This window comes from Nocardia sp. NPDC051990, from assembly GCF_040680755.1.
Lineage (GTDB): Bacteria > Actinomycetota > Actinomycetes > Mycobacteriales > Mycobacteriaceae > Nocardia.
On sequence record NZ_JBFAXH010000004.1, the window covers coordinates 116569 to 129884 of the forward strand.

Below are 13316 nucleotides of genomic sequence, written 5' to 3' on the forward strand. Positions count from 1 at the left end.
GTATCGGCCTCCTCCGGGGCCGAATTACCAAGATTAGCGGGCGAATACGGTTTCGCGCCGGCAATCTTTCATGATCCCTGGCGGGAGATTCTCAGCGCGGCTTCACCAGGGGGAACGGCAGCGTCTCGCGGATGCTGCGGCCGGTGATCAACATGACGATGCGATCGACACCCATCCCCAATCCGCCGGTCGGCGGCATCGCATGCTCGAGCGCCTGTAGGAAGTCCTCGTCGAGCTCCATGGCCTCCGAATCGCCGTTGGCCGCCAACATCGATTGTTCGGTGAGCCTGCGGCGCTGTTCGATCGGGTCGGTGAGTTCGCTGTAGGCCGTACCCAATTCGACGCCCCAGGCGACCAGGTCCCAGCGCTCGGTTACCCCGGGAATGCTGCGGTGCGCGCGGGTCAGCGGGGAGACCGAAGTCGGGAAGTCGATGTAGAAAGTCGGCTTCTCCGTATGGGATTCGACCAGGTGCTCATACATTTCCTGCACGACCTGTCCGACATCCCAGCCGTGCTGATAAGGAACCTGCGCCTCATCGCAGAGTTCGCGCAGCTCTGCGAGTGTGGTCTGCGGGGTGATCGTGGTGCCGAGCGCCTCCGATACCGCGCCGTGCACGGTCTTCACCGCCCACTCCCCGGAGATGTCCACCTCCTCGAAGGAGCCGTCCGGGTTGGGGCGCAGCGCCACCATCGATCCATTGGCGGCCTGTGCGGCATTCTGGATGAGCTGGCGGGCCAGCCGCATCATGCGCTCGTAATCGGCATGTGCCTCATAGGCTTCCAGGCTGGTGAACTCCGGATTATGGCTGAAGTCCACCCCCTCGTTGCGGAAGTTGCGGCCGATTTCGAAGACCTTCTCCATGCCGCCGACGCACAGCCGCTTGAGATACAGCTCGGGCGCGATCCGCAGATACAGGTCCAGATCGTAGGCATTGATATGGGTGTGGAACGGTGTCGCGTTGGCCCCGCCGTGCACCTTCTGCAGGATCGGGGTCTCCACCTCGAGATATCCCCAGGCGTTCAACGAATCCCGCAGCGAGCGCACCACCGCGGTGCGCTTGCTCAGCACCTCGCGGACCTCTGGATTGATCGCCATATCGACGTAGCGCTGGCGGACCCTGGCCTCGGGATCGGACAGGCCCTTCCACTTGTCCGGCAGCGGATGCAGGCATTTGCCGATCATCCGCCAGTCCGCGGCCAGCAGTGAAAGTTCGCCGCGGCGGCTGTGTCCGATCCGGCCGCTGACCTCGATGAGGTCACCGAGGTCGAAGAAATCACCGAATTCGGCGCTGCGTTCGGCACCGACCCGATCGCGGTCGATGACCAGCTGGATATCGTCGGTCCAGTCCCGGACCACTGCGAAGATCACACCGCCGTAATCGCGGATGCGCAACAGTCGGCCGCAGACCCGCACCGTGGTGCCGCGCGGTGAACGGCGTGCCGCCGCAACGGTATGCGTCGGGGGATAGGCGACCGGATAGGCATCGATACCGGCGGCCGCGAGCCGATCGAGCTTGTCCATGCGCACCCGCACCTGCTCCGGGCGGCGCGGAAGCTGTTCCACCCCAACGTTATCCGGCAGATCCGGCGGACTACCGTCGGCGTGCAGTCCGGTAACGCCCGTGGGTACCGCACTGTGCAGACCGGTATGGGTGATGGTTTCGGGTTCCTTGCCGAAGCGCGGCAGGAAGCCCTCGGCGAGCGCACTGGCGATGGCGACTCGAGGGAGTTGCCTGCGTTCCTCGAACAGGAAGAATCGGGGCACCCAGTGCGGCTGATACTTCACATTCGACCGGTACAGCGCCTCCAACTGCCACCAGCGCGAAAAGAACAGCAGCACACCGCGCCACAGCCGCAGCACGGGTCCGGCGCCGATGCGTCCGCCCTCTTCGAATACCGAGCGGAACACCGCGAAGTTCAGCGAAACCTTGGTAATGCCATGCTGTTCGGAAGTCAGCGCGAGCTGGGAGATCATCAGCTCCATGACACCGTTGGGGCCGTGTGGATCTCGGCGCATCAGCTCGAGTGACGCGCCGGTTCGTCCCCACGGCACCAGCGACAGCATGCCGAGTACCCGCCCCTGCGGATTCACCGCCTCCACCAGCAGGCAGTCGCCGTCCAGTGGATCGCCCAGGCGTCCGAGCGCCATGGAAAAGCCGCGCTCGGTTTCGGTATCGCGCCAGGCATCCGCACGCGCGATCACCTGCCGGAATTCCTCGGTCGGGATATCGCGATGGCGGCGGATGCCCACCGTGATCCCGTGCTTGCGCAACCGGTTCCCGGCTTGGCGGACCTGCTTCATCTCCGGCCCCGCGAGCGAGAAGGACCTGGTGTCGAGAATTGCCTCGTCGCCGAGGCGCAATGCTGAAAGTCCGGCCCGTCGATACGCCGTTGCACCGAGTTCGCTGGCGCCCATGACCGCCGGAGCCCAACCGAATTGGTCGGCGAGCCGCAGCCAGGCATCGATGGCCTGCGGCCAGGCCTCGCGAATGCCGATCGGATCACCACTGGCGAGGCAGACGCCCGATTCGACGCGATAGGTGAGCGCCGCTTTGCCGCTCGGCGCAAACACCACCGCCTTATCGCGTCGGGTCGCGAAGTAGCCCAGCGAATCCTCGACATCGGAGCGTTCCAGCAGGCCGCGGATCGCGGATTCGTCGGTGCCGGTCATCGCATTGCCCGCGCGTTGTGAACGCAGCAGGATGATCACCGCGGCCAGCAGGGCGATGGCGCCGAAGAGGCCGAGCAGGAAGTTGATGAACGGCCGCGGATGGCCGTCGAAATGTTCGTTGTCCACCAGCACCGCGGCCGTCACCCGGTAGATCGACCACAGCGGCCGCTGCACGCCGCGTGGCAGCGATCCGGGAAACAGCTCCACCAGACCCCAGCCGAGCAGACAACCGATAGCGAGGCCGCCGACCAATACGCCCAACGCCTTCCAGCCGGCGCCTCGGCGCACCTTGGTGTAGAACTCCCGCCAGGACGCGAGCAGTATGCCTATCGCGGCGAACTGCACCACCGCCGCCACCAGCGCGTGCATATTGCCCTCGTCGGCGAATTCGAGCACATTCGCCAGGGCGTAGAGCGCGATATAGCCGACCAGCAACCACCAGGCGATCCGCTTGCGGCTGGCCGTGGCTCCCGCGAGTAGACCGACCACCAATGCCCACACGAGGCTGGTGTCCGGTGCGTCGAAGTAGTACAGGTCGATGTAGCGACGCGGCACATGCGTCAGATATCGCAGTCCGGGCGAGAGGCTCCACAGGAAACAGAGCACGGCGAACACACCCAGGATCAGGCCCGCGATATGCGGGACTTCGCGCAGCCGTCCGTGCCCGCGGTGCGGGACCGGTGGTGCCGATCTTTCCGAGAGTGGTTCGGTGGCGATGTGTTGCCGGGCGTGCGTGGTTGTCACAGCACCAGTGTGTACGGTACCGCGGTGGTGGTGCTCGAAGACCACCCGGGCATGTCGGTGTTTGATTCGCGACACTCCCGGGGCCCTCCGTGGTTACGCTGCGCTACCGCCTCCGGGCCCGTCGCTCGCGTCGCTGGTCTCAGCAAATCATTCATGTGTGTCGACCGTCTGTATCTGATTTGTGGTGTTCACGAGTCCCTGGCGTGGTTACGCTGCGCTACCGCCTCCGGGACACCGCGCGCGAGGGTTGGATTTCTGGTTCGAGGGCAACGGAGTAAGGATGTATCCCATGTCCGATGCAGTCGATGTGCCGATCGATGACGACGTCATTCGACTCGGTCAGTTCCTCAAGCTGGCCAATCTGATCGATTCCGGATCGGAGGCCAAGACCGTGATCGCCGCGGGTCTGGTACGAGTGAACGAGGAGGTGGAACTGCGTCGCGGACGGCAACTGCATGTCGGCGACATCGTTGTCCTCGCCGGTCACAAGGTCAGGGTGGCGACGGCTTAGTCGCTCAACCTTCGGCACGGACGACTATGCCGTCGTGGTCGCTGTAGAGCATGTCGCCGGGTACGAAGGTGATACCGCCGAATTCGACCGGAATATCGCGGTCGCCGGTGCCGGTCTGGGTGCTCTTGCGCGGGTTGGTGCCCAGCGCCTTGATGCCGATATCGAGCGTGCGCAGAATGGCCGAGTCGCGCACCGCGCCGTTGACGATGACGCCGGACCAGCCATTGGCCACACCGCGTCCGGCAATGATGTCGCCGACCAGTGCGGTGTGCACACTGGCGCCGCCGTCGACGACCAGCACGCCGCCATTGCCCGGCTCGCTCAGCGTTTGCTTGACCAGCAGGTTGTCCTGGAAGCAACGGATCGTGGTGATCCATCCGGAGAATGCCGCGCGCCCGCCGAACTGGATGAACTGCGTATCGCAGCTACGGATTTCGGGGCCGATCTCGTCGGCGAGGTCCGCAGTGGCTAAGGGGTTGTGCGATTCGGTCACAGGTGCCAGCTTAGATTTCGGGCCGCAGCCGACTGCGAACGGACCATCCGGTCTGTCCATTCCATTGGTGCGACACCGCTAGCGGTGCCCGTAATGCATCTCGTATTTGATCCGCTCGGTTTCGCGCATCTTGTTGTGGTTGATCCACTGCTGATCGATGCCGTGCTGGGCCAGCCGGAACCGGCGCCAGACGTAACTGAGCGACACCGTGAACAGGATCAGCGGCACGATCATCATGACGATCATGCCGATCTTCAACCCCATCGGGCCGGGGAACAGCAACCACAGCGCGAAGAACGGGATGAACGGTACGAGGAAGCGGACGAGATAGCGTTCCATGGCCCCGTGCCCGACGAGGTCGTGGATGACCCACTCGTGCAGCTCCTCGGGGAGCTCGCGGCCGAGATCGTAAGCGATCCGTTGGCCTATCGTGGGGCGCTTCATATGTTCAGGCTATGCCCGTGAGATACATCACGGCCAGGTTCGGCGAATATTCGGCAGGCGAATTCCGCACCAGGGCTGGTGAGATGCATCGGTGGCGTGCGGTCAGTCGTAGCGCACGGGATTCTCCGGCCGGACCGGACAAGTTCGCCGATCGGTGGCTAGCTCTGCCTGCTGAATCGACTTCACCGCGATCGCGAAGTTCTGCTCCCACCGCACCACCTGCAGACGCGAATGGGGCGGGCGCTTGCATTTGCAAGCGTCAGCCGGTGACCGCCAGGGTCGCCGCCATCCCGAAGGCAACGGCCATCACCGCCACCTCGATAACCGCCCGCCGCAGCGAGGATTCGGCAGGCATTCGATGCCCCGTCGCCTGCGGTACCCAGGTCCGTCGCCACCACCAGCCCAGTGCCAGCAACGCGACCAGCACAAGGGTTTTCGCGAGCAGAATACGGCCGTAGCCCGTCGTCACGAACGGGGCGATCCCGCCCACCCGCACCAACCCGTTGACGAGGCCGGTGACCGCGACGATGCCGACCAGCGGCAGTGCCACCGCCGAATACCGGGGCAGTGTCACCGCCCACTCGCCTCGGGTGCGCACCACCAGCGCCAGCGCGACCAAGAGGCCGAACCAGGACGCCGCCGCCAGCGCGTGCAGCGCCGCGAACACCGAGCCCAACGGCTGCTGCGACATATGTCCGGTAATCGGCCGCAGCGCGAGCGCCACCGCGGCGAAGACCAGCACCAGATCAGCCGATGCGGTATCGGGTCGCCGGAACGCCAGCGTCGAATAGCACGCGACCGCACCGCTGCCGATCAGCACCGCGATGCCGACCTGACCACCGCTGATCTCGACCAGGAAATTGCTGAACTGCCTACCGCTGAGCTTGCCGATCGGCACCCCGACAACGGCGACAGCCTCGAAGGCCAGCACCGTGAATTCGGTGACACACCAGATCCCGGCCAGTACCGCCAGTGCCCGCCACGGCGGCCGCTGCCGATCGTGTAGGCGGGGCAGCGCGGCCAGCCCGAGCACGGTCGCTCCGGTGCAGTCGGCCAGCACCCGAACGACGCTCTCGGTCTGTACGGGGGCCGGGATGGCCAGGATCAGTGCGAGCGCCACCCCGAGCAACCCGGCCGGGATGACCAGCAGCAACGCTTGCGCATTTCCGCCGCTGGTCGTCGGCTGCACCTTGTTCACCCGTGTGCTCTTCTCACCGCTGCGCTTTGCGGCTCCTGCCGCCGAACAGGGCGAAGGCCAGACCGCCGCCGAACAGTACGACAGCGCCGAGGATGAAGACCCACAGCGGAATGCCACCGGAATCGTCGCCACCGCCGGAGTTGTTCTGGCTGTTGGCCTTCGGGCCCGGGGTGCCGTTGCCCGCCTTGGTCAGGGTGAAACTCAGTTCGCCCTTGACCGGATGACCGTCGGCGGAGGTGACCCGGTACCCGATCTTGTAGACACCGGTCGGGCCGAGTTCGCCGACCGCGACGCTGACCGTCGGGCCGTCCACCTTCGGATCGCCTTTGGACCACAGATTCCCGTCCGGCCCCACCACGGTGAGCGCCGGAAAGCTTTCCTGCAGTGGCTCGTTGAAGGTGATGCTTACCCGATCCGGACCGGTTTCGATGCTCGCGCCGTCGGCGGGCACGCTGCTGACCGGCGCCGAATGGGCTGCCGCCGTTCCGGCCGCGAGCGCGCTCATGCTCAGCAAGAGCAGGCCCGCGGCCAGTCCGGCGAGCATGCGTCGTATGGCGGTGCCACTCATGCCCGGCCTCCGCGGATCACATTGCCGAGGCCGAGTGCGACGCCGAGCAGGCCGAGTGCGAGCCCGATGCCGCCGAGCCAACGCGCGGTGTTGTCGGCGTCCTTCGACTTCTCTTCAGCGGCGGCCGAACTGCCGACGTGGTGGCCGTCATGGCCGTCGCCGGTGGCCGCGGCGAGGGTGAGCGTCGGTGTCGGATGTTCGGGTTCGGAACCGTCAGCGCCCATCGGCTGATCCCATTTGACGACCTTACCGTCGCTGTAGGTCTGGGTGGTCGTGAAGCTGACCTCGTTCTGCGTCGGCAGCGGGCCGACCGAGACGACGAAGCGCTGGAACTGGCCGGGACGGACGCCGGGCGTGCCGGGATCGGCGGTCCAGGTGACCGAAGTGGCCTCGGCCTTGTCATTGCGGTCGACCTTGGAGTTCCAGCCCGGAATGGGTTCGGTGCGGGCGCTCTTGAGGTTGGGCAGGGCGACGGTGAGCGCTGTGGTGTTCGCGGTCTCAGATTCGGTCGGGACCTTGAAGGTGATCACCGAATAACCGCCCTGCGTCGCGCCGGGTGCGTCGGCGGTGACGTGTGCGGCGGCGGTGCCGCTCGCGAGGAGAACAAAGCCTGCGGCGGCGACCGCCGTGCAGGTGCGCGTGATCTGCGTGCGCATGGATGAAGTGCTTTCTGTCCGAAGGGGTTCGGGTGCGGCGGGTCAGGCCGACACCGGTGGCGCGCGCGGCCCGATCGCGCCGTTCGGATGAAAGCGGTAGTGCCGGAGAATGGGGCCGGACCAGCGGACCGGGCGGGTGAGCGCTAACGGTGATCCGGTGACGGAAATCGCGCGAATGACGCTGGACGCCATCGCGTGGAGCCGCTCGGCCAACAGGATCAGTGCGACACAGCCGAGTGTTGCGATCAAGTGCGCCGCCAACATCCAGCCGGTGGGCAGATAGGGGTCGAGTCGCGGTGCGCCGACGGCGGTATGGGTGTGGGCGTGGTCGACCAGTCCCGATAAGACGGCATGTCCGGCGAACTGGCCGAGCACGAGCGGACCGAGTACGGCCGAACGGCCGATGCCCAGACGCAGCCGTCCCGCGGCCCAACCCGTCAACGCCGAAATAAGCAGCAGCAGTGCGAATTCGGCGGAATCCGGAGATCCACCGCCCGCCGCACCGTGTGCGGCGATGGCGAGCGTACCGACCATGCCGCCGACCAGACAGCCACGGGGGCTGGCGGAAAGCTGGCCGGGAGACATCGGATCGATCAGCTGACGCCGAGGCGCGCCAGTACGTCCGCCTCGATACCGGACAGCTCGCTCGAGATCGATGTGTGCACGGCGCGACGACGCGGTGCCGGCATCTGCTCCGCGGTCCGAATCGCGGCGGTCAGATTGCCGAGTCGATCCTGGATGGCGGCGACGAATTCCTGGGTCTCACCCTTGCTCGCCTTGTCGCCGGACTGCGCGCCGATCTTGTCGAGGGCGGCTTCGGTATTGCTGATCCGCGCCCGCAGCCGGCCGCCGTGGCCGCTGAAATCACCGAGCTGTTCGACGCCGATGCCGAGCTGATGCGCCCGACGAGTATCGATCCGGCCGCGGATGTAGGTCGCAGCGCGATAGGCCAGCGGTGCGAGTACGGGCACCAGCACCCGGGCAACCCCCAGGTACTTGCGGACCTGACTCGCCGTGAACGGATCCCGCTCGGCCTTTGCGGCTACCTTGAGTGCGGCCTTCTCCTCAGCATGCAATGTGGTGATCTGCGCCTTGGCGACCTTGCGCTGGGTGCGGGCCTCCGCGCGGCGGGCCTTGCGGTCGTTCCTGGCGCCGAGCTTCGCCTCCATGGCGGCCTTGTGCTTGAGGGCCTTCGCCTCGGCCCTGCGGCTCGGTCGCCGCTTGCGCTTCGTGAACAACCCCATCGAGGCCCTCCTGTGTCCAATTTGCCGCGCCTGCGGCGCGACGTGTTCGCGGCCCCCCGGTGACTCGGCTGAGTCGATGGCCGCGCCTTCGCGCGGATGCGAGACGGGCCGCGAACATCGCTCGTAAGACTGGCTCCGAACGGGCTGCTTTGCTATTGAATCATCTCGCTGCTCGTCTACCAGGCACAGGTCTACCACGCCGCGCACGGCTGCGCCTCGCTAGCGAACGGCTCCGCCGTGCGCGGGGCGCGCTGTGTCTTCGGTTCACTCGCTGACACTCGCTCACCGGTGTACCACGCGATTCCATGGCTACTTGTGCCTTGTGCGCGGACTGTGTCATGCGGTTCACAGAGTTGTCAGGGGTCTGGACCATACTGCGTATGTGTATTCGGGCAGCGGTGACCGCGACGGTCGCAATGACGAAGGCGTAGCCGACGAGCGACAGGTCGAGGCCAGTTCTGCGCCGATGCCCGCCGAGCCGACCGCATTCGTCGATGCCAGGGCGTTGATCGGGTGTCGGCACCGATTGCATTTGAATTCGGCCCATCCGGAACAGCTGACGGGGGTGATCGAGGATGCCGGGGTCCGTCAGCGCCGGGAGGCCGCGACCGCCCATCGCACCCGGGTGCGCGAGGCACTGATCGCCGCGGATCCGGACAACTGGGTGGTGATCGATCCGACGCTGCGCGCGGGGGAGCGGGCCGCGGCCACGATGCGCGCGTGTGCCGAAGGCGCCCAACACATTTGGGGCGGGCTGCTGCCGCAGGAACCGGATACTGGTCGGCGGGGCGGTTCGGAGATCCTGCTGCGCGATCGCGATCGCGGCGGCTATATCCCGGTGATCGTGGTCAACCACAAGGTCACCGATCTACGCCAGCCCGAACCGGCCGATTTCCACCCGACCACCTCGGATCCCTATCACTGGGATCCGCAACCGGATCCGCATCGCAAACTGCGCCAGCAGCCCCGCGATCAACAGCGGCTTGCCCATCTGTACCGCATGCTGCAACGACACGGCCTGGCAAGTCCAGCGCTGGTCGGCGGCGTGATCGGCTATAACTTCGACCGCATTCTGGTGCACGATCTCGGCCCGCTGCTCGCCGATTACGACCGTCGCTATGCCGATCGAATCGCGGTGGTGCGCGGGGAATTGCCAACGGTGCCGTCGAAGGTGCCCGAATGCCGTCAGTGCCCGTGGTGGACCCGCGCAGCGCCCGCCGATCAGGCGCCGGTCGCCGGTCACAGCTGCGAGGGCTGGTTGACCGAACATCGGGACGTGAGCCTGGTCGCGCCCGGTTCCCGCGCGGAGGTGCTGCGCGGATACGGTGTCGAGACCATCGATGATCTGGCCGCCTGGGTCGGCGACGATCCGGAGGACTGGCAGCACGGCCCGTTCGACGAGGCCGTGGTGACCGCCCGCGCCTGGCTCGCTGGTGCGCCGCTGGTGCGTCGGGTCGAGCGAGTCCGGGTGCGTCGAGCCGATGTCGAGGTGGATGTCGATCTGGAGAGCTTCCAGGAGTACGGCGCATATCTGTGGGGCACGCTGCTCGACGGCGTGTACCGCCCGTTCGTCACCTGGGATCCGCTGCCCACCGAGGATGAGGGCCGCTCCTTCGGCGAATTCTGGACCTGGCTTATGACGGTGCGCGCCGAGGCCGTCGCGGCCGGGAAGACCTTTGCTGCCTACTGCTATTCGCGGACCGCCGAGGACAAATGGCTCTACGAATCGGCGCGCCGGTTCGCGGGTCGTCCCGGGGTGCCGACGGTCGAGCAGGTGCGCGCCTTCGTCGACGGACCGCAGTGGGTGGATATGTTCCAGGCCGTCTCCGACCAGTTCATCTGCCCGAATGGCAAGGGGCTCAAGAAGATCGCGCCGGTTGCGGGCTTCGCTTGGCGCGATCCCGAGGCGGGTGGCGAGGCGTCGATGAGCTGGTATCGGCTGGCCGTCGGCTACGAGGGCGAACCCGATCCGGGTCAGCGCACCCGACTGCTGGAGTACAACGAGGACGATGTGCGGGCCACCATGGTGCTGCGCGAATGGATGCAGCCACGGCCCGCACGGGCCGATGATCCCCACCGTGCCGATATCGAGGTGCCCGGCTTGGCCGACTTCGGGCAGATGTCCGCGGATGTCGGATAGGTGCAGCGGTACCATCGCGACGTGACAGAGCATGTCGAACAACTCGAGTTCCAGGCAGAAACCCATCAGCTGCTCGAGCTGATGATCCATTCGGTCTATTCCAACAAGGACACGTTCCTGCGGGAGCTGATCTCGAACGCTTCCGATGCACTGGACAAGCTGCGGCTGGAGTCCTTCCGCGATAAGGATCTGCACGTCGACACCGCCGATCTGCATATCGAGCTGGAGGTCGACAAGGACAACCGGATCCTGACCGTCAGGGATAACGGCATCGGCATGTCCCGCGCCGAGGTGGTCGATCTGATCGGCACCCTGGCCAAATCCGGTACCGCGGAGCTGCGCAAGAAGCTGAACGAGGCCAAATCCGAGGCGGCCGCCGAGGAACTGATCGGTCAGTTCGGCATCGGCTTCTATTCGACCTTCATGGTCGCCGACAAGGTCACGGTGACCACCCGCAAGGCGGGCGAGACCGAGGGCACCCGCTGGGAGTCGGCCGCGGGCAGCTCGACCTACACCATCGAAACCCTCGACCAGGCCCCGCAGGGCTTCGCCGTCTCGCTGCAGCTCAAGACCCCGGACGAGGACGATCACCTCTTCGACTACACCCTGGAGTGGAAGCTCCGCGAGATCGTCAAGAAGTACTCGGACTTCATCGCCTGGCCGATCCGCATGCAGGTCGAGCGGACCGTCACCGAGGGTGAGGGCGAGGAGAAGACCGAGAAGACGATTCTCGAGGAGCAGACCCTCAACTCCATGAAGGCGCTGTGGACCCGCCCGAAGAGCGAGGTCAGCGACGAGGAGTACAAGGAGTTCTACAAGCACGTCAGCCACGGCTGGGACGATCCGCTGGAGATTATCCCGATGAAGGCCGAGGGCGCCTTCGAATATCAAGCGCTGCTGTTCATTCCGTCGCAGGCGCCGTTCGACCTGTTCACCCGCGAGCACAAGCGTGGCGTGCAGCTCTACGTCAAGCGGGTGTTCATCATGGACAACTGCGAAGAGTTGATGCCGGAATACCTGCGCTTCGTCAAGGGTGTGGTGGACGCCCAGGACCTGTCGCTCAATGTCTCCCGCGAGATCTTGCAGCAGGACCGGCAGATCCAGATGATCCGCAAGCGCCTGGTGAAGAAGGTGCTCTCGACGGTCAAGGACCTGCAGGGCGCCGAGGATCAGGAGAAGTACCAGACCTTCTGGAAGGAGTTCGGCCGCGTCCTCAAGGAGGGCCTGCTCTCGGACTTCGACAACCGCGAGACGCTGCTACAGGTTTCCTCGTTCGCCTCGACCAACTCCGAGGAAGAGCTGACTTCTCTCGCCGCCTACGTCGAGCGGATGAAGGACGGCCAGGACGCCATCTACTACATGACCGGCGAAACCCGTCAGCAGGTCGAAAGCTCCCCGCATATGGAGGCATTCAAGGCCAAGGGCCGCGAGGTGCTGATCCTGACCGATCCGGTCGACGAAATGTGGGTCGGTTCGGTCACCGAATTCGACGGTAAGCCGTTGCAGTCCATCGCCAAGGGCGAGGTCGATCTGGAGACCGAGGAGGAGAAGAAGGCCACCGAATCGCTGCGCGAACAGCAGGACAAGGACTTCGCCGAATTGCTCGGCTGGCTCGGCAAGACCCTGGACAAGGTCAAGGAGGTGCGCCTGACCAACCGGCTCACCACCTCGCCCGCCTGCCTCGTCGGTGATGTCTTCGACTTCACCCCGATGCTGGAGCGCATGTACCGCGCCTCCGGTCAGCTGGTGCCCGAGTCCAAGCGGATCCTCGAGCTCAACCCGACCCACCCGCTGGTCACCGGTCTGCGCGATGCCTACGACACCCGCAGGGACGACGCCGACGCGGGGAAGGTTCCCGAACTCACCGAAACTGCCGAATTGCTCTATGGCACCGCGGTTCTCGCCGAGGGTGGTGAACTCGCGGATCCGGCCCGCTTCGCCCAGATCCTCACCGAGCGCCTGACCCGCACGCTCTGACGAAGCTCCCGCATAACCAGTGGCCGTCTCGCACGGCCACTGGTTATGCGCTCCGCGCGTGATCAGGACAACTACCCGCAATGCGGCGCGCGCAGGACAATGGATAACGTGCCGAATGCGAACGGTCCGATCATCCGGGCCGCACGTGCCGATGACTACGACGCCATCACCACCGTTATCGACGACTGGTGGGGGCGCTCGGCGTTAACGCACCTGCCCAGGTTGTTCCTCGATCATTTCTACCGGACCAGCCTGGTCGCTGAGGTGCCCGGCGCCGGACGGCGGGAACCGACCGACTGGCTGGCCGGATTCCTGATCGGCTTCCTCTCGCCGTCGGAATCCGATGAGGCCTATATCCACTTCGTCGGCATCGACCCGCAGTCCCGCAAGAGCGGCCTCGCGCGCGAGCTCTACGAGCGATTCTTTGCGATCGCCAGGGCGAATGATCGGCATATCGTGAAGGCGATCACCTCGCCGGGCAATGACGCGTCCATCGGCTTCCACCGGCATCTCGGTTTCACGGTCGCTGGACCGGTGCGCGACTACAACGGACCGGGCCATCACCTGATCACCTTCGAACGCAAGATCTGATCTGCTTCGCGTACAGTGAGATTGGTCTGAGTTGGTAGGTCCCGGGGGGGATCACCCGGTTAGCCTTTGACGGTCGAAA

General features: G+C 65.6%; 12 protein-coding genes. 4 read left to right on the forward strand and 8 right to left on the reverse strand.

Annotation, left to right across the window (positions count from 1 at the left end; translation table 11 throughout):
- Positions 1-91: 91 nt before the first annotated feature.
- A complete protein-coding gene (lysX, locus tag AB0L63_RS09645) occupies positions 92-3388 on the reverse strand; it encodes a bifunctional lysylphosphatidylglycerol synthetase/lysine--tRNA ligase LysX (RefSeq protein ID WP_364498145.1) in 3297 nt (1098 codons plus the stop codon).
- Positions 3389-3704: 316 nt separating this feature from the next.
- Here lysX and AB0L63_RS09650 point away from each other — a divergent pair, with 316 nt between their 5' ends.
- Positions 3705-3926 carry an RNA-binding S4 domain-containing protein gene (locus AB0L63_RS09650; RefSeq protein ID WP_364497199.1) on the forward strand — a complete coding sequence of 74 codons (222 nt, stop codon included), beginning with the start codon at positions 3705-3707 and terminating at the stop codon, positions 3924-3926.
- Between the two features lie 4 nt (positions 3927-3930).
- Here AB0L63_RS09650 and rraA read toward each other — a convergent pair whose 3' ends face one another.
- The 7 genes from rraA to AB0L63_RS09685 form a co-directional block, all read right to left on the reverse strand.
- Positions 3931-4419 carry a ribonuclease E activity regulator RraA gene (gene rraA / locus AB0L63_RS09655; RefSeq protein ID WP_364497202.1) on the reverse strand — a complete coding sequence of 163 codons (489 nt, stop codon included), beginning with the start codon at positions 4417-4419 and terminating at the stop codon, positions 3931-3933.
- 78 nt (positions 4420-4497) lie between these two features.
- Positions 4498-4863, reverse strand: a complete 366-nt coding sequence (locus tag AB0L63_RS09660) for a DUF5313 family protein (RefSeq protein WP_364497204.1) — start codon at positions 4861-4863, stop codon at positions 4498-4500.
- 259 nt (positions 4864-5122) lie between these two features.
- On the reverse strand, positions 5123-6052 hold the full coding sequence (locus AB0L63_RS09665; RefSeq protein WP_364498148.1) for a CopD family protein: 930 nt from the start codon (positions 6050-6052) through the stop codon (positions 5123-5125).
- A 22-nt stretch (positions 6053-6074) separates the two neighbouring features.
- The gene (locus tag AB0L63_RS09670) at positions 6075-6629 is read right to left on the reverse strand and encodes a copper resistance CopC family protein (RefSeq protein ID WP_364497207.1); all 555 of its coding nucleotides are present in this window, start codon (positions 6627-6629) and stop codon (positions 6075-6077) included.
- Complete coding sequence (locus AB0L63_RS09675) at positions 6626-7285, reverse strand: YcnI family protein (protein WP_364497210.1); 660 nt, start codon at positions 7283-7285, stop codon at positions 6626-6628. The genes AB0L63_RS09670 and AB0L63_RS09675 overlap by 4 nt, the downstream gene beginning before the upstream one ends.
- Positions 7286-7327: 42 nt before the next feature.
- Complete coding sequence (locus tag AB0L63_RS09680) at positions 7328-7870, reverse strand: hypothetical protein (protein WP_364497213.1); 543 nt, start codon at positions 7868-7870, stop codon at positions 7328-7330.
- Positions 7871-7878: 8 nt separating this feature from the next.
- The gene (locus AB0L63_RS09685) at positions 7879-8529 is read right to left on the reverse strand and encodes a DUF6474 family protein (protein WP_364497215.1); all 651 of its coding nucleotides are present in this window, start codon (positions 8527-8529) and stop codon (positions 7879-7881) included.
- 466 nt (positions 8530-8995) lie between these two features.
- On the opposite strand from AB0L63_RS09685, the gene AB0L63_RS09690 reads away from it, so the two are divergent.
- The 3 genes from AB0L63_RS09690 to AB0L63_RS09700 all read left to right on the forward strand — a co-directional run bounded on the left by AB0L63_RS09690 (position 8996) and on the right by AB0L63_RS09700 (position 13237).
- A complete protein-coding gene (locus AB0L63_RS09690) occupies positions 8996-10669 on the forward strand; it encodes a TM0106 family RecB-like putative nuclease (protein WP_364498151.1) in 1674 nt (557 codons plus the stop codon).
- A 21-nt stretch (positions 10670-10690) separates the two neighbouring features.
- Positions 10691-12646 carry a molecular chaperone HtpG gene (gene htpG / locus AB0L63_RS09695; protein WP_364497219.1) on the forward strand — a complete coding sequence of 652 codons (1956 nt, stop codon included), beginning with the start codon at positions 10691-10693 and terminating at the stop codon, positions 12644-12646.
- A 108-nt stretch (positions 12647-12754) separates the two neighbouring features.
- Positions 12755-13237 carry a GNAT family N-acetyltransferase gene (locus tag AB0L63_RS09700; RefSeq protein ID WP_364497222.1) on the forward strand — a complete coding sequence of 161 codons (483 nt, stop codon included), beginning with the start codon at positions 12755-12757 and terminating at the stop codon, positions 13235-13237.
- Positions 13238-13316 lie beyond the last annotated feature (79 nt).